Here is a 23,003-nt window from a genome sequence, read left to right on the forward strand (position 1 = left end):
ACCGGCCGCCTCGGCAGCCGTCGGCTTGACACGGAGACCGCACTGTTGGTGAAGTGGCGGCCGTGGCCTTGGCCACATCCCTGCAACAAGAGCGCTTCAAGCCGCCTTTTCGACGGAAACGACCCATGCTGATCCCCCTCGCCGACGTGCCGCGCTGGTATGCCGAACGCAAGCCCGCTGACGCGATCGCCATCAGTCATGGCGCGGATGCGCTGACCTGGCTTGAGCTCGAGCGCCGCGCCAATGCGCGGGCGCGCGCCTTCGCCGCCAAGGGCGTCAAGCCCGGCGACTTCGTCGCGATCGGGCTGCCCAACAGCAACGCGTTCTTCGAGACGACCTTCGCGGTGTGGAAGTGTGGCGCGACGCCGACCTCGCTGTCATGGCGGCTGCCGCGCGGCGAGGCCGCCGCGGTGCTCGAGATTCTGAAACCGTCGCTGGTGGTCGGCGGCGAGGCCGACTGGAATGCGCCGAATTCGCTGCCGGTGAATTTCGTGCCGGATGGATTCTCCGAGGAGCCGCTCGATGCGCCGGTCGCGCGCTATTGGAAGGCGATGACGAGCGGCGGCTCGACGGGGCGGCCGAAGGTGATCCTCGATCACAACCCCGCGGTGATCGAAACCACGGCCGAGGCGACGCTCGGTATTGCGCGCGACACCTCGCTGCTCAATCCAGGGCCGCTGTATCACAATGCGCCATTCATCCTCTCGCACTTTGCGCTGTTCGGGGGCGGAAGGGTCACCGGCATGGTCAAGTTCGACGCCGAGGAGACGCTGCGGCTGATCGAGCGCGAGCGCGTGCAATGGGTGAACTTCGTGCCGACCATGATGCACCGGATCTGGGCGCTGCCCGAGGAGGTGCGCAACCGTTACGACGTCTCCAGCCTGAGAATCGTGTTTCACATGGCAGCGCCGATGCCGCCCTGGCTGAAGGAGAAATGGATCGAATGGCTCGGCCCCGAGCGGATCTGGGAGCTCTATGGCGGCACCGAGCGGCAGGGCGCCTGCGTGATCTCGGGCACCGAATGGATGGCGCACAAGGGCTCGGTCGGCAAGATCGGCGAGACCGCGAAACTGCGCATCATCGGCGAGGACGGCAACGACGTCGCGCCCGGCGAGACCGGCGAAATCTATTTCCTGCCCAATGATGGCGCCGGCTCGACCTATCACTATCTCGGCGCAGCGCCGAAGCGGCGGCCGGACGGCTGGGAGTCGCTCGGCGACATCGGCCGGCTCGATGAAGAAGGCTATCTCTATCTCGGCGACCGGCTCGCCGACATGGTACTGCGCGGCGGCGCCAACATCTATCCGGCCGAGGTGGAGGCCGCGGTCAGCGAGCATCCCGAAGTGCGCTCCTGCGTCGTGGTCGGACTGCCTGATCCGGAATTCGGCCAGCGCGTGCATGCAATCCTCGAGCTCGCCGACAGCGCCGATGCGCAAGCGATCGCCGACGGCATGGGCGATTTCCTGAAGGACCGGCTCAGCCGCTACAAGCATCCGGAAAGTTTCGAGCGCGTCGGCACTGCGCCGCGCGACGATTCCGGAAAGGTTCGCCGCACCATGCTGCGCGACGAGCGCGCCGCGTGGATCAAGGATAACCGCGCCTTCCGCATCATGCCGGCGCGTGCGGCGGCGAAAACCGAATAGGTTCATTTCGTCTTGCGAGGGGCAGGTCTGCACGCCACATGAGCTGTGCAGGCGGCCCTGCAAGGTATATCATTCCATCTTCCCTGCCGGCAGAACCTCGGTCTACGTTGAGGTTCCAGCGCCCTGCACGCCAGGAGATCCTTTGATGCCCTCCGTGACCGAATGGAAAGTGCCCGCGGCCTTTCAGCCTCGTCCTGAAGATTACCGCTACGATCTCGATCGCGCGCTGATGAGTGTGGTCGGGCTGCATTCGATCATTCCGCCGGATGCTTTCAGCGCCGAGACGCTCGGCACCGAGCGCGCCGGCAATGGCGTCCTGATCGACGACGGGCTGGTGCTGACGATCGGCTATCTGATCACCGAAGCCGCCACGGTGTGGCTGCATCTCGGCGACGGCCGCGCGGTCGAGGGCCATGCGCTCGGCTTCGATTTCGAATCCGGCTTCGGCCTGGTGCAGGCGCTCGGCCGGCTCGATCTCGAGCCGCTGCGGATCGGCTCGTCGGCGGCGACCCAGGTCGGCGACAATGTGGTGCTCGGCGGCGCCGGCGGCCGCACGCGCTCGGTCGCAAGCCAGATCGCGGCGAAGCAGGAATTCGCCGGCTACTGGGAGTATCTGCTCGACGAGGCGATCTTCACCTCTCCGTCGCATCCGAACTGGGGCGGCACCGGGCTGATCAACAATGCCGGCGAGCTGATCGGCATCGGCTCGCTGCAGCTCGAACGCGAGCGCTCGGGCCACGCCGAGCATGTCAACATGATCGTGCCGATCGATCTGCTCAATCCGGTGCTGGACGACCTGCGCAAGTTCGGCCGAGTCGACAAGCCGGCGCGGCCGTGGCTCGGCATGTACACGACCGAGATCGACAACCGCCTCGTGGTGGTCGGTGTCGCCAGCAAGGGACCCGCGGCCCGCGCCGAACTGAAGACCGGCGACGTGATTCTCGCGGTCGACGGCGACAAGGTGACGAGCCAGACCGGCTTCTACCGCAAGTTCTGGTCGCTCGGCGCGGCCGGCGTCGACGTGCCGCTGACCGTCTATCACGAGGGCGTCACCTTCGACGTCACGTTGACCTCGATCGACCGCATGAAGCTGTTGAAGGCGCCGCGGCTGCATTAATACAGAAGAGAAGAGGCCGCGGGGATGAGCGAGGCGGTGGTTGACGACATCGTGGCCGTGTTGCCGCCGCTGCTGCAGACGCTGGAATCGCTGTCCTTTGTCGCGCGCAACCTCAATCCGCCGGACTTCGATCGCGTGATGCAGATCGCGGGCGAGCCCGAAGAGGCCTTGCAGGCGGTGCGGCCGCGGCTTGCCGACTGGCCGGAGAAATTCGCGCACATCAAGACCGCGCTTGAAGCTGCGATCGAACCGGCGCTCGCCGGCTACGCAGGGCTGCGCGCCGTGCAGAACGGCGAAGGCGACCTGGTCAGCGTGTTCCGCGCGCTGCGCTATCTGCCGCGGGCGCAGGAGGCGCTGTATCCCTTGACCGAGCTGCCGCCGGTCAGCGGCTTCTTCATCGCGCCCGACCTGCGCGAAGATACCGAGCTGCAGGCGAAGCTTGCGGCGAAACCCAACGCCGACACCGGCATCTTCCACGAGCGCGACGAGCCGGGCAGCCGCGGCGGCTTCTCGATGTACGTGCCGGAATATTACACGCCGGATCGCGCCTGGCCGCTGGTGATGGCGCTGCATGGCGGCAGCGGCAACGGCCGCGGCTTCCTGTGGAGCTGGCTGCGCGATGCGCGCAGCCGCGGCGCCATCCTGGTGGCGCCGACCGCGACCGGCCAGACCTGGGCGCTGATGGGCGATGACACCGACACGCCAAATCTGAACCGCATCCTCGACCAGGTGCGTGCGCGCTGGACGATCGACGAGACGCGTATGCTGCTGACCGGCATGAGCGACGGCGGCACCTTCAGCTATGTGAGCGGCCTCGACGGCGCCTCGCGCTTCACGCATCTTGCGCCCGTTGCCGCGACCTTCCATCCGCTGATGGCGGAGATGGCCGACGCGGAGCGGCTGCGCGGCTTGCCGATCTTCATCACCCACGGGCGGCACGATTGGATGTTCCCGGTGCAGACCGCGCGGCAGACCCAAGGCCTGCTGTCGGCCGCCGGCGCCAGGGTGACCTATCGCGAGATCGACGATCTCAGCCACACCTATCCGCGCGAGATCAATGCGGAGATTTTTCGGTGGTTGAACGGCGAGCGGGCCGACAGCGTCTGAGGGATCGTATCCCGTCATTGCGAGCGAAGCGAAGCAATCCATTGTCACCGAACACGCGGCAGATGGATTGCTTCGTCGCTGTCGCTCCTCGCAATGACGTTGCGGGAGAGCGTCGGATTACCCGTTCACTCGCGGCTTGAGCAGGTCGGAGAAGCCGACCCGGTGCAGCATCTCGTTGCGGACGCGGTCGATCACGCCGAATGCGACTTCGGCGCCATCTTGCGTCGGATCGATGTGGACGCGGAACGGCCGCTTGCCGAACGGCGTGTCGACGACTTTGACGATCGCGTCGGCGACCAGCGAGGCGTCGGCATCCTCGGGCACGATCGCCGCGAACGCCTTCATGATCTCCTCGCCGAAGCCGGCATAGGGACCGGATTCATATTCGGCGACGCGCGCTTCGTCCGCGGGACGGCCGGAATGCGCAAAGTGGTTGGTGCCGCCGGTGAAGGCGCCGGGCACGATGATCGAGGTCTCGATGCCCCAGCGCGTAAGCTCCCGGGCATAGATCACGGCCATCGCATCCATGCCGGCCTTGGCCGCGAAATACGGCGCGAGATAGGGCGGCGTGCCGCCGGCCGAAGAGCTGCTCGACACCCAGACCACGAGTCCCCTGCCCTGTTTGCGCAGTTGCGGCAGCGCCGCGCGATTGACGCGTTGGGTCGATAGCACGTTGACGTCGTAGAGCTCGGCAAGCTGCTCGGGCGTGAAGGCCTCCGCCGGGCCGAACACCATGTGGCCGGCATTGTGCATCACGACGTCGAGGCGGCCCTCCTCGGCGACGATCTGCGCAATCGCCGCATCGACCGACGCCTGCGAGCCGACATTGAGCTCGAGCGAGCGCAGGTCGACCTTGTTGTCGCGCGCGAACTCCTCGATATCGGCGACCGCGGCGGCATTGCGGCCGGTGGTGTGGCGCATCGAGGCGTAGACGGTGTGGCCGGCCTCGGCGAGCGCGTTGGCGGTGAGGCGGCCGAAGCCGCTCGAAGCGCCGGTGATGACGATGACCTGTTTCATGACAAATATCCCTGTAAAGTTGGTTGAATGCGAGTTGGGTTGGAGATGTGCGTGCGTCAGACCAGGCCGCCATTGGCACGCAGCGTCTGGCCGTTGATCCAGGAGCCGTCGGGACCAGCGAGGAACGCCACGACATTGGCGATGTCATCGGGCGTGCCGAGCCGCTCCAGCGGCACCATCTTGGCGAAGCGGTCGATCAATTCGTCCGACTTGCCGTGCAGGAACAGATCGGTCGCGGTCGGCCCGGGCGCGACCGCATTCACCGTGATGCTGCGGCCGCGCAATTCCTTGGACAGGATCGCACTCAACGACTCGATCGCGGCCTTGGTCGCGACATAGATGCCGTAGGTCTCGAGCCTGGTGCCGACGACGCTGGTCGAGAAGTTGACGATGCGTCCGCCGTTGCGCAGCCGGCGCGCCGCCTCGCGCATGGTGTTGAAGCTGCCCTTCAGGTTGACCGCGACCTGCTGGTCGAACGCGGCGTCGTCGCTGTCGGCGATCTTGCCGAGCTTCATGATGCCGGCATTGTTGACCAGCACGTCGACGCCGCCGAACGCCGCCTCCGCCGCGTCGAACATGCCGCGCACCGCGTTGGCATCGCTGACATCGGCCTTCGCGGTCAGTGCCCGGCCGCCGGCGGCCTCGATCCTGTCGGCCACCGCCTGGGCCGGCTTGGCGTCGCCGGAGTAGTTGATGACGACGGTGAAGCCGTCCCTGGCGAGACGTTCGGCGACCGCCGCGCCGATCCCGCGCGACGCGCCCGTCACCAGAGCTACCTTGTTGGTTTGGTTAGTCATTTTCAGTCTCCCATCAGGTTGTGCGGCCGTGCCGCGTTCGATGGGAGGACATTATGCCTTGGCACATGCCGGATAATCATGCATCTTCCGGCATCACTATTCGTCAATGCCGGATAATTGATGGACCGTTTCGACGCGATGCGCGTGTTCTCCCGGGTGGTCGAGCGGCGCAGCTTTTCGCTCGCCGCCGAGGATCTGGGTCTGCCACGCTCGACGGTGACGGACGCAGTGAAGGGGCTGGAGGCGCGGCTCGGCGTGCGGCTGCTCGAGCGCACCACGCGCACGGTGCGCCCGACGCTCGATGGCGAGGCGCACTACCGCCGCTGCCTGTCGCTGATCGCGGACCTCGAAGACGCCGAGGGCGCGTTCGGCGGCGCGCGGCCGAAGGGGCTACTGCGGCTCGAGGTGCAGGGCACGCTGGCGCGGCACTTCCTGCTGCCGAACCTGCCGGGCTTCCTCGCCGAATATCCTGATATCGAGATCAACATGAGCGAGAGCGACCGCTGGGTCGATCTGATCCGCGAAGGCGTCGACTGCGTGCTGCGCTTCGGCAAGCTGCCCGACAGCGACATGATCGCGCGGCAGGTCACGATGCTCGAACGGTTGACCTGCGCGACGCCGGATTATCTTGCGCGCTTCGGCACGCCGGTCGATCCGTTCGCGCTCGACGGCCATCGCATGATCGGCATCCGCTCGCTGACCACCGGACGCCTGCGGCCGATGGAGTTCGTGATCGACGGCGCGCTGAAGCAGTTTCCGCTGCCCGCGCCGATGTCGGTAACGGGACCCGAGAGTTATCTGGCGAGCGCCAAACTCGGCCTCGGCCTCGTGCAGGTGCCGTGCTTCCATGCCGAAACCGATCTGGCAAACGGAACGCTGGTCGCGGTGCTGCAGCAATGTCCGCCGCCCTCGGTGCCGGTAAACCTGCTCTATCCGCGCAACCGTCAGCTTTCGCCGCGCGTGCGCGTGTTCATCGACTACGTGATGCGGGCGTTCGCGCGCAGTTGATCGATCGCCGGAACCACAGCGAGCCCGGCGACGTTATGCTTCCGACACCGGAGGGATTGAGCGATGCGGACCTTTTTCGGCATGATTTTGGGCGCGCTGCTGCTGATATGTGGCGTCTACGTCTACGATTCCATGCGGACATCGAGCGTCGCCAATGGCGAGGTGGCGCAGGACACGCGCACCATCGTCAATTGGGACGTCGCAGCGCATGACTGGAACCTGCTGAAGACGCGCACCCGCGAGCAGTGGGACAAGATCGCGGCGAAGTAACGATTGCTTCAAGCCGACACAATCATATCCGCAAAACCTGTCATGCCCGGCCTCGTGCCGGGCATCCACGTCTTTGCTTCGCTTCGACGGAAAGACGTGGATGGCCGGGACAAGCCCGGCCATGACGAAAATCAACGAGACGAGCACTTCGCACGGACCCGTCAGCGCTCCTCAACAGAAGGCGCCGAAGGCTAATTCTGCTCGGTCTTGCGACCCATATTGGCCTTGCGGGCGTCTGCGATCACCTGCTCGAACTGATCCATGCTGAGCACGCCCGGCACGCGGTACTTGCCGACGATGAATGACGGCGTGCCGTTGAAGCCGAACGCCAGCGCCTGCTCGTTGTTGCGCGAAAGGATCGCGTCGATCGCCTTGGCGTTGGCGTCGTGATCCTTCTTCAGGCGGTCCATGTCGAGGCCGGCGCCCGAGAGCAACTCGGCGATGCGCGGCTCGGTGATGCGCGAATTGACCGAGATCATCGCCTCATGTGCGACGTCGAACTTGTTCTGGTACTTCGCTGCCAGCGCCATCCGCGCCGCGACCTTGGAGACCGGCCCGAGGATCGGCCAATCCTTCAGCACGAGGCGAACCTTGCCGTCGTCCTGCACCACCTGGCGGAGTTCCGGCGCGAGCTTGCGGCAATAGGGACAGTTGTAGTCGAACCATTCGACGATGGTGATGTCGCCCTTGGGATTGCCGATCACCGGAATATCCGGATCGCGCAGCACCTGCTCCTCGGTCAGGACATTGTCGTCCTCGGCGCGCGCGGCGCCCGCGGCCATGAGCGCGATGCCGGCACCGATCAGGCCGAGCGCGCCGCGGCGGGTGGCACCGGCGTTGATCAGGGGCGATTTCGTCAGTTGGATCATGGCTGGCTTTCGCAAGAGCTCTTCGCCCTTCTACGTTCAGGACACATTGATGTTACGCAGCAGCATATAGATCGCCACCACGATAATCACAGTCGCAAACACGATATTAAGCGCGCCGCGCCGTTCCGACAGGTGCCGGGCGCTGCGTGTGCCCAAAAGGCCGCCCGCGATGCCGCCGGCGACGAATAGCCCCGCCAGGCCCCACGACACCAGCCCGGACCACGCATAGCTCAGGGCCGTGGTCATGCCGAAGGCGGTGACGGCAACCAGCGAGGAACTCACCGCGTTCATGATCGGCATCCCGGTCGCCAGCATCAGGGCCGGGACGATCAGGAAGCCGCCGCCGATGCCGAAGAAGCCGGACATGGTTCCGGTGGCAAGCCCGAGGCCGATGATCGCGGGCATGTTGGACATCGAGATCTTGACGTCGGTCAGCCCGACCCGCGCGCGGTTCTTGAGCATCAGGCCCGCGATGGCCAGCATCACCAGCGAGAACAGCGCGAGCAGCTTCTGCCCCTCCAGCATCTTGCCGAGGATCGAGCCGCCGAACGCGCCCAGCATGCCCGACAGCGCGAACACCAGCGCGCAGGACCAGATCACGGTGCCGCCGCGGGCGTGGTTGGAGAGATTGACCGCGGCGTTGGCCGCCACCGCGATCGCCGAGGTGCCGATCGCGACATGCGGCTCCGGCACGCCGACCACATAGACCATCAGCGGCACGGCAAGGATCGAGCCGCCGCCGCCGACCAGGCCCAGCGAAAAACCGACCAGCATGCCCGATGCCAGTCCAAGCGCGCTTTGAGTTGCGGAGAAGACCAAGGGGGAACAGACTCGCGTTTGAGGCGGCGACCCTAGAAGGATTTGCTGCTCAACGCCATACCAATAGCACAAAACTGCCCTGCAGCCGGGATCAGCGCAGCAGATATGTCACAGCCAGCGGCACCAGCAGCGTGGTGACCAGCGCATTCAGGCTCATCGCGATCCCGGCAAAGACGCCGGCGACCTCGTCGACCTGGAAGGCGCGCGCGGTGCCGATGCCATGGGCAGCGATGCCCGCCGCAAAGCCGCGGGCGCGAAAGTCCGTGATGCCGGTGAAGTTCATCAGGGGCGTGACGATGATCGCGCCCATGATGCCGGTGAGGATCACCGACACCGCGGTCAGCGAGGGATCGGCGTGCAGGGATTCGCTGATGCCCATCGCGACGCCGGCGGTGACCGATTTCGGCGCCAGCGACAGGATGACGTCGCGCGGCAGCCCGAACGCCTGCGCCAGCAACACCACCGAGACGATCGCCGTCAGTGAGCCGATCGCGAGCGCAACCAGCATCGGCAGGATCGCCGCCGCGACCCGCCGGCGATTCTCGTAGAGCGGCACCGCGAGCGCCACCGTCGCCGGCCCGAGCAGGAAGTGCACGAACTGCGCGCCGGCAAAATAGGTGGTGTAGGAGGTCCCGGTCAGCAGCAGGAACACACCGATGATCCACACCGAATGCAGCACGGGATTGGCGAGCGGATGCCGCCTTGTCTTCAACGATACCGCGTCAGCCGCCGCGTAGGTCAACAGCGTCACCGTCAGCCAGAGCAGCGGCGACTGCGAAAGGTAGACCCAAAGCGAGAACGGATTGTCGCTCACAGCCTCTCCTCCTCGCGCGAAAACAGGCTGCTCGCCGCAACGAAGGTTGCAACCGTCGCCAGCAGGGTGACGATGACCGAAACCGCGAGGATCACCAGGACGGCGATGCCGTGCTCGGCGAGCAGATCGAGCTTCTGCACCACGCCGACGCCGGCCGGAATGAACAGCAGCGAGAGATTGGCGAGCATGCCGCGGCTCGCGCTCTCGACACCGTCATCGCCGAGCGGCCCGCGCGCCAGCGCCGGAAAGCGGTCGCGCGCCAACAGCAGCAACAGCAGCAGCACGAGGCCAACCACCGGGCCCGGCACCGGTACCGCCAGCGCGCGCACGGCGACTTCGCCGACCAGCTGGCAGAGCAGGATCAGGCTGAGGCTGGCGATCATGACAGGAAGCTCACGCGAGACATCCGCCTATCAGGTCGTTGTGGCAGGACCTTGTCAATGCGCGGGTCTTGAATGCGTGCGCAGATCTTGGGCGCCGCCGCTCTCAAATCCGTCACACCTTCTCAAACCGTCATCCCCGCTTGTCGTCCCTGCGAAAGCAGGGACCCATAACCACCGCATTCGGTGATGACCGGGATCGTGGCCCCAGCAAGCGCAACAATTGAGATTCGGGGTAATGGGTCCTGGCCTTCGCCAGGACGACACGGGTGTGTGGCGCGGCCTGCATCCACAATCGTCCCTGCGAAAGCAACACGCGCCTCGACCAGCCCCGTCATCCCCGCACAAAGGCTTCGCCTTTGTCGCTGGAGGTGCGCGCTCTTGCGCGCCTCGAAGGATGCACGGCCCAGATGTTTCCGCATGTTGTTTCCTGACGACCGAGAGTGGGGCCGTCGACCCTTCGAGACGCCGCTTCGCGGCTCCTCAGGGTGACGGAGATGAAGCTCCGCTCATCGCCGGCGACTCCCGCCTTTGCAGCGCCATCAGCGTGCCGCTCATGGTCGCGACCAACGTCTCGACGCCGTCCTGGATCGCATAGGCGCGGCCGTCGCAGACCGTTAGTGTGCGGCCGGGCTTGACCACGACGCCGCGGAACACGAACCGCTCGCCGCGGGCCGGCGCCAAGAGATTGGTCTTGAACTCCACGGTGAGGATGTCGGAGCCTTCGGGCATCAACGTGAAGGCGGCGATGCCGCAGGCATTGTCGAGGCCCGCGGTGATGATTCCGGCATGCACGAAGCCGTTCTGCTGGCAGAACTCTGGCGCATAGGGCATCGCAAGATCGACCTCGCCGGGCTCCATGCGCGCGATCGAGATGCCAAGCGTCTGCATCGCGCGCTGGCGCGCGAACGTATCGGTCGCAACCGCACGGTAATCGGGATTCTTCGGCTCGAAACGGGGCATGGCGGTCACGCGATTGCGGGCTCTGAAGGCACGAGATGCGGCATCGCGGCGTAGCGGATCGCCGGTGCAAACGGCGCCGATCTGCGCGCCGCACGGTCGATATGCACGGCCGCGATCTCGCAGGTCGCGGCGATCTCGCCGGTCTCCGCATTGCGCATCTCGTGCAGGATACGGATCGACTTGTCGCGGAACTCGACCAGCCGGCTCTTGACCTCGACGAGGTCGCCGGCGAGCAGCTCGCGCTTGTAGGAGATGTTCTGCTGCACGGCGGCCATGCCGCAACCGGACTCGCGCAGATAGCTCGGCGTCAGGCCGAGCCGCGCGAACATGTTCCAGTTCGCCTCGTCGAACTTGCCGACATACCACATGACGTTCATGTGGCCGATATGGTCGCAGTGCCAGGGATAGACCGTGCCGCGGTACGTCGCCTCGCCCTCCATCGGATTCCTCCTTCGATTTTTGATACGGTAGCGTATCAGGGACGAAGCAGGCTAGCAATACGGCACCGTATCAAAGCATGATCCGGAAAAGTGCGAAGCGGTTTTCCGAAAAGATCATGCACAGACAAGCGATTAATGCGCGATGACGATCCCATCGCGCATTATGATGCGCGGAGATCGCATGACTGAAAGCAAAGGCGACGTCTGGGTCGCGGCCGGCTTCGCCGAACTCGCCCATAGCGGGGTCGACGGCGTACGGGTCGAGGTACTGGCCAAGAATCTCGGCATCACCAAGGGCGGCTTCTACCGCCGCTTCAGGGATCGCGCCGCGCTGCTCGAGGCCATGCTGACACGCTGGCGCGACGGCCGCATCGCATCGATCGAGAAGCACACCGCGCTCGACGGCGCCAGTGCGCGCGAGCGGCTGAAGGCGATCATCACGCTGTATTCGGAGCGCATGAACACCGAGGCGATGGCGGTCGAGCTCGCGATCCGGCAATGGGCGCGCACCGATGAGGCCGCTGCCGCCGCCGCCGCGAGCGTCGATGCCGCGCGGCTGAAGAATGTCGCCCAGCTCTATCGCGCCACCGGGCTGCCGATTGAAGAGGCCGATGCGCAGGCCTTCCTGTTCTACTGCTTCATCTTCGGCCAGAGCCTGCTGTTTCTCGAGCGCGGCCCGCGCAAGCGCGCGCAATTGCTGACGCAGTCGGCGGACAAGCTGCTGACGGAAAGCAGTAGAGCAAGATAAGGCGGAGTCTGTCTTCACCTCGCCCCGCGTGCGGGGAGAGGCCGGAGCGCATCGTTCAGATGCGTTCCGGGTGAGGGGGAGTCTCCACAGGCGCGTCTATCACCGTATCGCGGAGGCAGCCCCTCACCCCAACCCTCTCCCCGTAAGAACGGGGAGAGGGAGCGCAGCGCCACAAAAAGCGGCCGGCTGACGCCGGCCGCTCGCCAAACTCGGTCGGCTCGCTCAGGCGCCCTTCAGGCGCTTGTTGCATTCGCTGTAATAGCCGCCGCCCTTCTGGATCCACTTCAGGCCGCCATTGCCGCCGTTGGCCTTGTTGGCGTTGTACTGGTCGACGCAGGTGTGCATGCGTCCCTTGCCTTCGGACTCCTTGGCGTATTTGGGATCGATGGCGTTCGGAAATACGGCGGGTCCTGCCGGCGCGGCGGGTGCCGCGGCGGGCGCCTGCTTGGCTTCCTTCGGCGCGGCCGGAGCGGGCGCGGCGGCTGCCGGCGGCGGAGCGGCGGGCGCCGCAGCCGGGGTCGCGTCGGCGCCGCACTGCGCCTTGCGGAAATCATTCCACTTCTGGCCGCCGAGGGTGCCGGCCGACTTGGCCGCCTGGTACTTGGCGCTGCATTCCTGCGCGGTCAGGGCCTGCGCCGGCGCGCTCGCCGCAAAGGCTGCAAAGCCCGACACCGCAAGCACGCACAACAATCTGGTCTGAATGGTCATCCCTGGTCTCCCGTCATCCCTGGTTTCCCGTTGGTTTCCCGTGGGGGCATTGGCGTAAGACCATTATCCTAGCGCAACCCCGACTTGCGACAACGCGCCAGCGCGCCTGCGCTTTAAAATATTGTGGCGGCGGGACCGCTGCATGTTCATCCACGGTTCAGCATCGTCGCGCGACGTTTCGGCCCTCTTTCCCTCACGAGGTGCCCCATGAAGACGATTTCCATGCTCGCGTCCGCAACCGCCCTTGCCTCCCTGCTGCTGATGGGCGGAGCTTTCGCGCAAACGGCCGCGCCCGCCGCCAAGGACGCCGCTCCCAAGGCCGAGACCAAGGCGCCGGCCGAGAAGAAGCAGCGCACCGCGGAGTCGCTGGAATGCTCGAAGGAAGCCGACGCCAAGGGGCTGCACGGCAAGGAGCGCAAGAAATTCCGCTCCGAATGCAAGAAGGAGAAGTCGGGCGGCGCCGCCGCTGCGCCGGCGGCGACGAAGTAACGTCCGGACCGGTTTGATGCGATTCGCTCTCCCCATCGGGGAGGGCAATCGCACATGCGCTCGATCCCTCGACGACCCCGTGATGCCCGGCCTTGTGCCGGGCATCGACGTGTTGGCTTGCGCGTGGAAAAGGCGTTGATTGCCGGGACACCTCCGCGAAGACGCGCTTCGCGCTTCTGCCCGGACATGACGAGTTTGTGGCGATACTGATCGCAATCCCCGGCGCGTTTCGAAGGGTGAAAATCTGTGCGCCGGGCGAGCCGGGGCGCAATGCTGCAATCGCGAGATGCATTTGTCGCGTTCACGCGAATTTGCCATAAGGCGGCGTGACCCTGATCCGCGCTTCGATGGCAACGGCCATTCCCGACCGCAGCAAAGTCCTGAACGGGCTCGAGACCCTCGTCATCGGCACCGTCGGCGGCTTGCTGTTTCTGTGGGCAGAATTGCCGGGCGGCCTGATCTCGGGGGCGATGGTCGCGGTCGCGATCGCCGCATTGGCCGGACGGCCGCTCGCGGTGCCGGCGGTGCTGACGCAATCGGTGCTGCTGTTGCTCGGCATCTCCCTCGGCTCGCTGATGTCGCAGCAATTGCTGCAGCACATGAGCTCCTATCCGCTCACCATCGGCCTGCTGGCGCTGGCGACGTTCTGCTCGACCTTCGGCTCGAGCCTATATCTGCAACGCGTCCATGGCTGGGACCAGACCTCGGCTTTCCTTGCCGGCAGCCCGGGCGCGCTGTCGCAGATCACGATCCTTGCCGCGGAAAAGGGCGCCGACGTCGCGGCGATCGCGGTGGTGCAGACCATGCGCGTGATCATCTTGACCGCCGCGCTGCCGCTGGTGCTGGCGCTGACCGGGGTGACACATGCCGCGCCGCCGCCATTGCCGACCTCGATCGCCTCGCCGTTCGGCCTCGTCGCGCTTGTCGCCTTATCGATCGGCGTCTCGCTGCTGCTGCGCTGGATCAAATTCCCCGCCAGCTGGATGTTCGGCGCGATGCTCGCCTCCAGCCTGCTGCACGGCTCCGGGCTGGTCGATGGCGGCCTGCCGCCCTGGCTCCGCAACGTCGCGCTGGTCGGCATCGGCGCCATCATCGGCACCCGCTTCGCGCGGATGAAGACCTCGACGCTGCTCAGTCACGTCAATGCCGGGCTCGGCTCGTTTGCGATTGCCATCCTGATCTCGGCCGTGTTCGTCGCGGTGATCGGCTTCACCACCCATGTGCGGCTCGCCGACGCCGTGGTCGCCTTTGCCCCCGGCGCGATGGACGCGATGCTGGCGCTGGCGTTGACGCTGCACATCGACCCGATCTTCGTCGGCGCGCATCATCTGTCGCGCTTCCTGTTCGTCACCATCTCGACGCCGGGCATCATCCATCTGTTCGGCCGGCCGCAGGACGACGTCGACGATTAGCTCGAAAGCGTTGGATGGGTAGAGCGCAGCGAAACCCATCGCTTTCGTCGCGCCTAAAGAGAAATGGTGGGTTTCGCTTCGCTCTACCCACCCTACTGGCTCAGGCCTTCGCGGCTCGCATCACGCCCCAACCGGCGATCGCGGCCATCGCGAGCGAGATCAGCACGTTGTAACCGGCCAGCGAAATGCCGAGGAAGCGCCACTGCACCTCGTCGCAGCGCACCACCTTGACCTTGTCGAGCTGGTCCAGCAGCGAGCCGGCCTTGCCGAAATCCACCATCGGGCCGGTGCAATCGGTCGGCCCCGGCCAGAATCCCCATTCGACACCGGCGTGATAGGTACCGAGCCCGGCATTGGCGAGCGCGGCGAGGCCGAGGATCACGAGGCCCGCGAGCAGCACCGGACGCGGCGCGCCGCGGGCGGCCGCGAGCGCCACCACGGCGCCGAGCGGCACCGCGAGGTAATAGGCATAGCGCTGCTCGAGGCAGAGCGGACAGGGCATGATCTCCAGCACGAGCTGGAAGAACCAGGCGCCGGCCAGGGTCGCCGCCGCGATCACGGCAATCGCCAGCGCCGAGGTCAGCGCCGGATTGCCGGCGGAAGCATGCGACGGATGGGCGGCGGCAATAGTCACGTCGGTCCTCCTGCGAGCATCGTTCGGGAGGGTCATGGGCCCTGCTCCAAGGTCGTCGATTGCGGTCGTATCGCGTGAAAATACCGCTGTCGAGGCGCGGGACAATCACATCCGCGCGGGTTGACCGTGACGGCCGCCGTCCGCCGCGGTCAGATCGCGTTCAGTCGATGATGCGTGGGAACGCGCAGGCCCCACTGGGTCATCGCCGCCTGCAGCTCATCGGAAAAGAAAAGACTCGGATTGAGCAGCCTGCGTTCATGCCAGAGATGGGCGCCGGCGCTGACACGCTTCAAGACCGTCAGACTGCCATAGCCCTTTTTCGTGGGATTGTTTGCAAAATACGCCGTTGATCCCTCCGACACCTGATGGACGGCGCTTTGTTCCGGCACGAAGCTGTCGATGTAACGGCGGACAATGATGCCGTAATACGGAACGGGGTAGTCCTTGCCCTTCGGCGTGGTGATCCGTAGCGGCCAGAACTGGTGCACGCCCGGCTCCAACTTCTCAATGATGGCGTGCAAGGTTGCATCGACGGCACGGACGCCGTTGGTCAAATGCAGCAGCGATCCGAGCGATTTGCGCGACTCCTCCATCCTGAATTCCAACGGGGATTCGTGCGGCTCGAGCAGGCCCCTGTCCTCCCTGAACTTGCGAGCCACCTCCCCGATGTAAGCGACGTGCCAGTCGTTCAGCGCCGCCCTTTGCTCCACAGACATCTGCTCGTCGAAATATTGCTTGAGGCCTTCCTCCCAGCCCACATAGTCGCCGTTCGGGAAGAAGTCGCCGAATTGGCTGCGCTCGTACCATCCCCACACCATGTTCAAGTGCCCCTTGCTTCAAGTGCCCCGTGCGTCATCGAGATCGACGAACCGGACAATACCGTTACGCTCGCGCCTCCGTCTCGAAGTAGGTTGCCGCAACCGCGGCCAGGCTTGGGGACGGTGGCAGCGGCGGCCGCCGCCGGGCAAACTCTTCCGTGACTGCCATACGGACGGGCGACGGCTTTGCGTCGTCCTTGGGGTCACACCCCCCGGAAATTCCGGCGCCGGGGCGCGGGACATCCCGCCCGCGCGGGTTGACCGTGACGGGCCACTCGCTATAGTCCGCCGCGCTTCGCGACCCCCGGCCTTCCCGGCCGGGACCATTGCGAATGCCCCTGTGGCGGAACTGGTAGACGCGCTCGACTCAAAATCGAGTTCCGCAAGGAGTGCTGGTTCGATTCCGGCCAGGGGCACCAACCAGGCCGTTCAGGCCCGTTCCAAATCGTTCGCAACCGTCCGCGCGATGCTCGGAAACCCTTGAAAAACAGGGCTTTACGCGTACATCGGTGTTCGTCACCGTTTGTTCTCATCCGATCCCAGCCGGCCGATTTGTTGGTATTTTTGTTGGTATCGGGAGAACAAACGTTCACGGCGACTTTCGCTATTCCGAATGAAGGAATTGAGCCGATGGCCCGCAAGAACGGTGGCGCGTGCGCCAACCCCAAGCAGATCAGAACCGACGTCGACTGCCGCGCCGCGCAACCACGATTCGACAATGGCGCGTGGAGCGCCGCCAAGATTTCCGACGCGACCGGTGGAGGTCTCTATCTCTTCGTCACGCCCGACGAAACCAGGCCCGGCAAGCCTGCCTCCAAGCTCTGGCGGATGGGCTACCGCTTCCACAGCCGCCAGAAAACCTACTCCATCGGTCCTTACGGCAACGGCAAGGACGGCACGTTCTCGCTCGCCGACGCGCGGCGCGAGCGCGACAAAGCCAAAGATCTGCTCAAGAACGGCAAAGACCCGAGCACCGAGAAGCAGCTCGAAAAGCACAGGCAGAAGGCGGCCCGGCCTTTCGAGGAATGGGCCGACGAGTGGCTCGCGAAGAAGAAGTTGGAGAAAGTCAAACGCGGCAGGATCGTCGCGGTCCGTGACGCCAAGACCATCGAGGTGCTTAAGCTGCGCGTCGGCTACGTCAAAGCTCGCTTCGGCAAGCTGTGCAGGCTGGATATCAAGCGTCCAGACGTGCTCGCCTTTATGCGTTCATACGAAGCCGCGGGAAAGCTGGAAACCCGCGACCGCGTGCGCAGCATCGGCGAGCAAATCTGCAACTATGCCGATGTCGAAGGCGACGGCTACAATCCGTTCCGCAACCTGAATGGGCAGATGATTGCCAACATTTCGACGCCGCGTCCCGGCGTCACCGAACCACGTGACGTGACGCGCGTCTTCAAGCTCATCAGCGCACCGTGGACGAGAGCGAGGTTTGGTGACGTTGTTGGCCTTGGGTTGCGATTCGATGCGCTGACCGTTCCCCGCCCCGGCATGGTCAATGAAATGGAGTGGAGCGAGGTCGATTGGGACGCCGAACGTTGGACTGTTCCAGCCGCCAAGATGAAGACCGGCTGGGACCATGTCGTGCCCTTGTCACGGCAGGCCCTCGCAGTCCTACGGAGCGTTCAGAAGCTAACCGGCCATCGCCGATACGCGTTTTCCAGCTCAAGGGATGCGCCGCTGTCGAACAACACGCTCAACAAGCGCTTGCGGCTGCTTGGCATTGACACCAAGACTGATCATTGTGCCCACGGATTCCGGACGACCTTCTCGACCCTGTCCCACCACGAAGAAATCAAGGACGCCAAGGCATGGGACGGCGATGTCGTCGAGCTGCAGCTCGCGCATCTCGACAACTCTACTGTGGAAGGTCTCTACAAGAAGCACGGACCACTCGCGCTGATCGGCTCGCGCACGAAGCTGATGCAGCATTGGGCTGATCGGATCGACCAGTGGCTCGATCCCAACAGGGTGATGCCGATCAAAGGTGGCGCGCAGCGTTAAATGAACTATCAGGATGATTAAGGCTTTGGTCGCGTCGAGATAGTTGTGTCCACAAGCTCGAGAAGCGATCGCACTAGCACCAAGCGCCGACGGCCGATTGTTGTCGTGATAAGCTGGCCAGATCCTATCAGCTCATAAAGCTTTGTGTGTCCCAAGCCCGTTACCACGCAAGCTTCGTCCACCGTGCAGCTGAGCCGCTCGCGAAACGGGACCACTTTCCCGTCGCGATCATTCGTAGGCGAAAACGGCGGTCTCCGCCCATCCTCCCTCAGGGTGGCATCCGTCATAGTCTCTCCTTGTCACGAAGGCGGTCGCTTGGTTACAGCGCGTAGGAGACAGATCGGATGATACAAAACGCAATAGTGAGACACTTCAACGGCTTTGAAAAATTGGCGAACTGAGCCGCGGCAATTTCAATCGAGTTACGCCATATGCACATCAAGCTCTGGCAAACTTCGACGCATGTGGTGTAACAGTTCAATAAAGCGTGAGCAGTCCAAGCGCCAGAATAGGCCCGTCTGCAAGATCGATGCGCGAAGATATTGCTAGGTCGCGTCAGCCCAACCGCTCATAACGGTCTGGTTGCAGGTTCGAGTCCTGCCGGGCCCACCAATGAGATCAATAGCTTGCTGGATTCTCAATGCTCCTAGCGCGGCGGCCGCACCAGAAACCGCACCAGATACGTGCTGGTTTCGTTCGTGGGCGGCTCGCGCTCAGCCCGCGGTTAGCCAAATTGAGAGGATGAACGAGCCAATTGCTGTTCATCGCTCCGCGCTTCATCGCGGCAAAGAATCTCGCCTCTCGGTAAGATTGCGGGGGTTTCCCGACAATTTCGACACGTTGTCGGCAAGCCCCACGTTCCGTCGAGCTCACGCGTTGGCGATACCTCCCAACGGGAGGGGGCCCTCCCGTCAGGACCGACCGAAGCGCGATCTGCCGACGAATAGCGGACAAACTAACGAAGCAATGGAGTTCGGAACCGTCGTTTGGCGAAGCACCGACTCGCTCAACCCTGATCTTTCATTCTATCCCGTCCGCACCAATGTCCGAGCATGAGAATGAGCAATCCGGCGATCAGCATCGGGACACTGGCGACATAGAGAATGTGCTGCGCGCTGAGGTGATACGCGAGCAAGGCCCCAATCAACAGCGGCCCACCGATGCCGCCTAGTCTGCCTATCCCGAGAGCCCAGCCCACGCCGGTGGACCTGATCGAGGTCGGATAGTAAATCGCCGCCAACGCGATCACGCTCTTCTGTCCGCCGCTGATGCAAAAGCCAGCGCAAAATGCCGCCGCCACCATCATCCAGCTCTGCTTGTCGATCGAATAGCCGAACAAGACAACAAACAGAACGCCGGCCAGATAAACCGTGGCAAGGGACCCGTAGGGTCCGATACGATCCATCGCCGGTCCAATCGCGAATGCGGCGACGATGCCACCGACGGTGGTCATTGTGGTGGCGAGCGCGACTGTGTTGAGAGAATGGCCGACATTCGTCAGCATTGACGGCAGCCAGCTTTGCAGCGCGTAGAATTCTGCGAGATTGAGCATGAACACGGCCCATATCACCAGTGTTCCGACGCCGCGACCGGACGAAAATAGACTTCCAACCGCGCTGCGCCGCTCAGCCACGTCAGTGACGAACTGCGCCGGCCCCTGCACCGGCAACGCTCGATCCACTCGACGCACCACACGCCAGACGGCATCCGGCTTCGCATTCGTGCGGATCAGGAAGTCCATCGACTCGGGTAAGAACATAAGCGTCAGGATTGCGACGACCGTGGGCGCAGCCGCGCCGATCCACAGCATCGATCGCCAGCCATATTCAGGGATAGACCAGGCTGCGACCGCGCCCGCAGCGACGAAGCCGAGCGAGAATCCGCAATAGATTGCCAACACGAACGTCGCGCGCAAGCGAGCGGGACTGAACTCCGTCGTCAACGCAATAGCGCTAGGGATCACGGACCCAAGCGCGATGCCAGTGACGAAACGCAACACTATCAATTCGGCGACATTCGTCGCGAAGATCGTGGCGAACGTCGGCAGCGCGAATGCAAACGTCGAAATGACAACAAGCTTGCGATGACCGAAGCGATCCGACAACGGTGAGACAAGCAGATAACCGACCATCAAGCCGGCCAACGCCGACGAAAAGATCGGCCCGAGAAGCTGCTTCGTGAGCCCGAACTCTTTTGCGATCGACGGCGCCATGTAGCTGATGGCTTGCGTATCGAAGCCATCGAGGAACATGACAAGACCGCACAAGGCGACGACCACATATTGCGTGATGCCAGTGCGACGCGAGTTGATGAATGTTGGAACGTCGAAAGCAACCTCGGTACTACTCATTTCCTCACCTCTGCTGGCCAAATGCTTTGGTCCGATAAGTTTTTTGTTCTTGGTCGGCTGGGCTGAGGCGATCATGTCGCGCCGCAGGCCTGACTGACGTGCGGACAATCGTCAGTCGACCGTTTGCAGGAGTCGCGCTGGCGTCGTGTCGGACGAGCCGCTGGGGATGAACGCGTCCGCGTAGAAGTGATCCCTCGGCAGTCCGCCACTCGTCTCGAATTCGCTACGCGCGGCGTCGATCATCATGGGATTGCCGCAGGCATAGACATGCCTGTCCGACAGATCCGCAAGATCCTCAAGCACCGCAGCATGCAGCAGGCCGCGACGTCCGGTCCAGTTGGCGTCAGGTTGAGATAGCACCGGAACGAAGGTGAACCACGGATATCGTTTGGCCCACTGCTCGCACGTGTCCGCGAGATAAAGATCAGCCCCGCTCCGTCCACCCCAATAGAAGCGCACCTCACGGTTGAGCCTGCGACGGATCATGTCATCGATGATCGATTTCAAAGGCGCGAAGCCGGTACCGGTCGCGATGAACACGTAACGCGCCTGCTCATCCGCCCGCAGATAAAACTCGCCGAACGGCACCTCGACCTCGAGCTTGTCGTCGAGCCGCAACGAGGCAAGCACTTTTTCGGAGAACTCGCCGCCGGGCACGTGCCGAATGTGCAACTGCGCGCCGTCGCTCTGCTGCGGAGGGTTGGCCATCGAGAAGCTGCGCTCGTCACCATCCGGCGTGCGGATGCGGAGATACTGCCCCGCCTTGAATTTGGCGCGAATACTGGCCGGAAAGCGCAATTGCAGGATGGCCACGTCATCCGCCGGGCGCGACATGCGAAAGACCCTCGCCTGAATTTTCTTCCGCGCCAACGGATCGTGGCGCTGGATTCGTCGTGGCCGAATAGTTAGATCGCTCTTGACGGTCGCCGCGCAGAACAACACCTTGCCGGAGGGACCCTCGATGTCCTTTGATCGCTGTTTGACGTTGCCCTTGCTTAGAAAGCCTTCACAGGACGCGCAAACGCCCTTCCTGCATGAATAGGGCATGGTGTAGCCTGCCCGTTCGGCCGCGACGAGAATCGTTTCGCCGTCATTGCAGGGAAAGCTGATGTCGGCGTCTTCGACCGCGATCGTGTGCGTCATACTGTTTCCTTGAATTGATTGGCGCCTGCGACGAGCTGGATGCATCGCAGGACGGGCGTCGGATCGGCCACGCCTTTGCCCGCAATGTCGAAGGCGCTGCCATGTCCGACGCTTGAAAACATCAGACCGGCACCGATCGACATTGCAGCCGAATTCCGGCCCGCCATCAGCTTGATCGGAATGTGTCCCTGGTCGTGATACATCGCCACGAACGCATCGAAGCCTTGCCGACCGAGCATCAAGTCGGCGCCCACCGGCCCCTCGATATCGATGCCTTCCGCCTTCAGCCGCTCGACCAGCGGCTTGACGATACGATCATCATCATCGCCGAATAGACCGCCTTCGCCTGCGTGGGGATTTATGCCAAACACGCCAAGTCGTGGTTGGGCAATGCCCTGACGTTTCAATGCATCGATCGTTGTGCGAACGGCGCGCTCGATCAAGATAGGCGTGATCCGCTCAAGCGCACCGGCAAGCCGCTCGTGCAGCGTCACGTGGACGATGCGCAACCCTGCGCCGACCAGCATGAGAAACACCTCATCCTCTGGCACCTTCTTCAACCGCGCCAGCAAGCTCGGATAACCGGAAAACTTGATGCCGGCCGAGTTGACGTTGGTCTCGGAATGCGGACACGCCACGATACTGTGAGCGCGCCCTCGCGCCATGAGGTCGAGCGCCGCCTCGACATAGGCGACGGTCGCACGGCCACCCTCTGCGCACCCCTGCCCTGGCCGGAAGGCTTTGGGCTCCAAAGCCGCAACGGGATGATAACGCAGGGTTGGCTTGTCAGGGGATGACCAGTCCCGTGTCAGCGGCCAGCCGGCCGCGAATTTGTCCGTGTAGAAGCGGATTACGTGCTCATCGCCGACCAGAATCGGACGCGCGTCGGGCTGCACCTTTGCGCACAGCATCGCGGCCTTGACCGCGATTTCGGGGCCGATGCCATTAGGATCACCGATTGTCAGTGCGACAGCTGTCGGAGTCATAAGGGCAGCGCCAGCAATGTGTCGATCCGCGAACTGTCACACACCACCGTGCGCTCGTGCAGTCGCGCTGTACCACTCACGATCTCATAGACGTCGAAATAGCGGCCGGTGGCATAGATCGACGTGTCACCATCCTGCAGGATGCGCGCCACCATGAATGGCGTCTCGCTCCTCACCATTGCACCGTCTTCCGACAGGATCGACGGCAGACCGAGGATGTGGCGATAGCTCTGCCGCTCGTAGATATTGGCTACGCGCAGAGCGGAGACGCGATCGGTCAGCATGCCGCGTGAGTTGGCGAACACGATGCCGGCCTCGAGCCCGTCGCGATAGTTTGACGCGGTGGTTATTTTGTACAGGCACGGACCGTGAAACAGGCTCGGCCAATCCTCAAGACGATCATCGTCGATGCACCGTGCATAATCGGCCTGCGCTTTGGTGATGTATTGCAGAGAGTTACCACTCATGGC

General features: G+C 64.0%; 25 protein-coding genes and 1 tRNA gene. 10 read left to right on the top strand and 16 right to left on the bottom strand.

Translation table 11 applies throughout. From position 1 onward, the window contains the following. The first annotated feature begins 125 nt into the window (after positions 1-125). The 3 genes from QA639_RS36935 (at position 126) to QA639_RS36945 (ending at position 3,867) form a co-directional block, all read left to right on the top strand. Positions 126-1,643 carry an AMP-binding protein gene (locus tag QA639_RS36935; RefSeq protein WP_283088594.1) on the top strand — a complete coding sequence of 506 codons (1,518 nt, stop codon included), beginning with the start codon at positions 126-128 and terminating at the stop codon, positions 1,641-1,643. Positions 1,644-1,788: 145 nt separating this feature from the next. Next, positions 1,789-2,760, top strand: a complete 972-nt coding sequence (locus tag QA639_RS36940; protein ID WP_157348318.1) for a S1C family serine protease — start codon at positions 1,789-1,791, stop codon at positions 2,758-2,760. Positions 2,761-2,784: 24 nt separating this feature from the next. Beyond that, positions 2,785-3,867 (top strand): carboxylesterase family protein, encoded by a 1,083-nt coding sequence (locus tag QA639_RS36945; RefSeq protein ID WP_283088595.1) that lies wholly within the window; start codon positions 2,785-2,787, stop codon positions 3,865-3,867. 117 nt (positions 3,868-3,984) lie between these two features. Here the strand turns inward: QA639_RS36945 and QA639_RS36950 are convergent, their stop codons facing one another. Further along, positions 3,985-4,884, bottom strand: a complete 900-nt coding sequence (locus QA639_RS36950) for an SDR family oxidoreductase (RefSeq protein ID WP_283088596.1) — start codon at positions 4,882-4,884, stop codon at positions 3,985-3,987. 56 nt (positions 4,885-4,940) lie between these two features. Continuing rightward, entirely contained in the window at positions 4,941-5,681 is a 741-nt protein-coding gene (locus QA639_RS36955) for an SDR family oxidoreductase (RefSeq protein WP_157348321.1), read from the bottom strand. Between the two features lie 120 nt (positions 5,682-5,801). Between QA639_RS36955 and QA639_RS36960 the strand changes: the two genes are divergently transcribed. Further along, positions 5,802-6,689, top strand: a complete 888-nt coding sequence (locus QA639_RS36960; protein ID WP_283088597.1) for a LysR family transcriptional regulator — start codon at positions 5,802-5,804, stop codon at positions 6,687-6,689. A 63-nt stretch (positions 6,690-6,752) separates the two neighbouring features. Further along, on the top strand, positions 6,753-6,959 hold the full coding sequence (locus QA639_RS36965) for a hypothetical protein (protein WP_016841536.1): 207 nt from the start codon (positions 6,753-6,755) through the stop codon (positions 6,957-6,959). Between the two features lie 191 nt (positions 6,960-7,150). Here the strand turns inward: QA639_RS36965 and QA639_RS36970 are convergent, their stop codons facing one another. The 6 genes from QA639_RS36970 to QA639_RS36995 form a co-directional block, all read right to left on the bottom strand. Beyond that, entirely contained in the window at positions 7,151-7,828 is a 678-nt protein-coding gene (locus tag QA639_RS36970; RefSeq protein ID WP_051376099.1) for a DsbA family protein, read from the bottom strand. A 36-nt stretch (positions 7,829-7,864) separates the two neighbouring features. Further along, a complete protein-coding gene (locus tag QA639_RS36975) occupies positions 7,865-8,602 on the bottom strand; it encodes a sulfite exporter TauE/SafE family protein (RefSeq protein ID WP_050385619.1) in 738 nt (245 codons plus the stop codon). Between the two features lie 136 nt (positions 8,603-8,738). Then, positions 8,739-9,461, bottom strand: coding sequence for an LrgB family protein (locus tag QA639_RS36980; protein WP_028333530.1), 723 nt, complete (start codon positions 9,459-9,461; stop codon positions 8,739-8,741). After that, positions 9,458-9,844, bottom strand: coding sequence for a CidA/LrgA family protein (locus tag QA639_RS36985; protein WP_028333531.1), 387 nt, complete (start codon positions 9,842-9,844; stop codon positions 9,458-9,460). Before QA639_RS36985 ends, QA639_RS36980 begins: the two co-directional genes overlap by 4 nt. Positions 9,845-10,324: 480 nt before the next feature. Further along, complete coding sequence (locus QA639_RS36990) at positions 10,325-10,804, bottom strand: PaaI family thioesterase (RefSeq protein WP_028333532.1); 480 nt, start codon at positions 10,802-10,804, stop codon at positions 10,325-10,327. A 5-nt stretch (positions 10,805-10,809) separates the two neighbouring features. Next, on the bottom strand, positions 10,810-11,244 hold the full coding sequence (locus QA639_RS36995; protein ID WP_028333533.1) for an acyl-CoA thioesterase: 435 nt from the start codon (positions 11,242-11,244) through the stop codon (positions 10,810-10,812). 181 nt (positions 11,245-11,425) lie between these two features. Between QA639_RS36995 and QA639_RS37000 the strand changes: the two genes are divergently transcribed. Continuing rightward, the gene (locus QA639_RS37000; RefSeq protein WP_157348323.1) at positions 11,426-11,992 is read left to right on the top strand and encodes a TetR/AcrR family transcriptional regulator; all 567 of its coding nucleotides are present in this window, start codon (positions 11,426-11,428) and stop codon (positions 11,990-11,992) included. A gap of 222 nt (positions 11,993-12,214) precedes the next feature. Here QA639_RS37000 and QA639_RS37005 read toward each other — a convergent pair whose 3' ends face one another. Beyond that, a complete protein-coding gene (locus QA639_RS37005) occupies positions 12,215-12,700 on the bottom strand; it encodes a hypothetical protein (RefSeq protein ID WP_283088598.1) in 486 nt (161 codons plus the stop codon). Between the two features lie 207 nt (positions 12,701-12,907). Between QA639_RS37005 and QA639_RS37010 the strand changes: the two genes are divergently transcribed. Together QA639_RS37010 and QA639_RS37015 are read left to right on the top strand one after the other, a co-directional pair. Next, on the top strand, positions 12,908-13,189 hold the full coding sequence (locus QA639_RS37010) for a PsiF family protein (protein WP_157348324.1): 282 nt from the start codon (positions 12,908-12,910) through the stop codon (positions 13,187-13,189). A gap of 326 nt (positions 13,190-13,515) precedes the next feature. Then, positions 13,516-14,601, top strand: coding sequence for an AbrB family transcriptional regulator (locus QA639_RS37015; protein ID WP_428841114.1), 1,086 nt, complete (start codon positions 13,516-13,518; stop codon positions 14,599-14,601). A 100-nt stretch (positions 14,602-14,701) separates the two neighbouring features. On the opposite strand, the gene QA639_RS37020 is transcribed toward QA639_RS37015, so the two are convergent. Beyond that, on the bottom strand, positions 14,702-15,271 hold the full coding sequence (locus QA639_RS37020; protein WP_050385621.1) for a disulfide bond formation protein B: 570 nt from the start codon (positions 15,269-15,271) through the stop codon (positions 14,702-14,704). Between the two features lie 113 nt (positions 15,272-15,384). Beyond that, a complete protein-coding gene (locus QA639_RS37025) occupies positions 15,385-16,053 on the bottom strand; it encodes an imm11 family protein (protein WP_346283748.1) in 669 nt (222 codons plus the stop codon). A gap of 334 nt (positions 16,054-16,387) precedes the next feature. Between QA639_RS37025 and QA639_RS37030 the strand changes: the two genes are divergently transcribed. Together QA639_RS37030 and QA639_RS37035 are read left to right on the top strand one after the other, a co-directional pair. Next, positions 16,388-16,472: transfer RNA gene (locus tag QA639_RS37030), tRNA-Leu, on the top strand. Between the two features lie 211 nt (positions 16,473-16,683). After that, positions 16,684-18,054, top strand: a complete 1,371-nt coding sequence (locus QA639_RS37035) for a tyrosine-type recombinase/integrase (RefSeq protein ID WP_157348326.1) — start codon at positions 16,684-16,686, stop codon at positions 18,052-18,054. 17 nt (positions 18,055-18,071) lie between these two features. Here QA639_RS37035 and QA639_RS42105 read toward each other — a convergent pair whose 3' ends face one another. The 5 genes from QA639_RS42105 to QA639_RS37055 form a co-directional block, all read right to left on the bottom strand. After that, entirely contained in the window at positions 18,072-18,341 is a 270-nt protein-coding gene (locus tag QA639_RS42105; RefSeq protein ID WP_428841115.1) for a helix-turn-helix domain-containing protein, read from the bottom strand. Between the two features lie 719 nt (positions 18,342-19,060). After that, entirely contained in the window at positions 19,061-20,479 is a 1,419-nt protein-coding gene (locus QA639_RS37040; RefSeq protein ID WP_198400317.1) for an MFS transporter, read from the bottom strand. Positions 20,480-20,515: 36 nt separating this feature from the next. Beyond that, a complete protein-coding gene (locus QA639_RS37045) occupies positions 20,516-21,547 on the bottom strand; it encodes a 2Fe-2S iron-sulfur cluster-binding protein (RefSeq protein WP_157348327.1) in 1,032 nt (343 codons plus the stop codon). Continuing rightward, on the bottom strand, positions 21,544-22,533 hold the full coding sequence (locus QA639_RS37050; RefSeq protein WP_028332724.1) for a PdxA family dehydrogenase: 990 nt from the start codon (positions 22,531-22,533) through the stop codon (positions 21,544-21,546). Before QA639_RS37050 ends, QA639_RS37045 begins: the two co-directional genes overlap by 4 nt. After that, on the bottom strand, positions 22,530-23,000 hold the full coding sequence (locus QA639_RS37055; RefSeq protein ID WP_028332725.1) for an aromatic-ring-hydroxylating dioxygenase subunit beta: 471 nt from the start codon (positions 22,998-23,000) through the stop codon (positions 22,530-22,532). Before QA639_RS37055 ends, QA639_RS37050 begins: the two co-directional genes overlap by 4 nt. Positions 23,001-23,003 lie beyond the last annotated feature (3 nt).

This window comes from Bradyrhizobium pachyrhizi (assembly GCF_029714545.1).
GTDB classification, from domain to species: domain Bacteria; phylum Pseudomonadota; class Alphaproteobacteria; order Rhizobiales; family Xanthobacteraceae; genus Bradyrhizobium; species Bradyrhizobium pachyrhizi.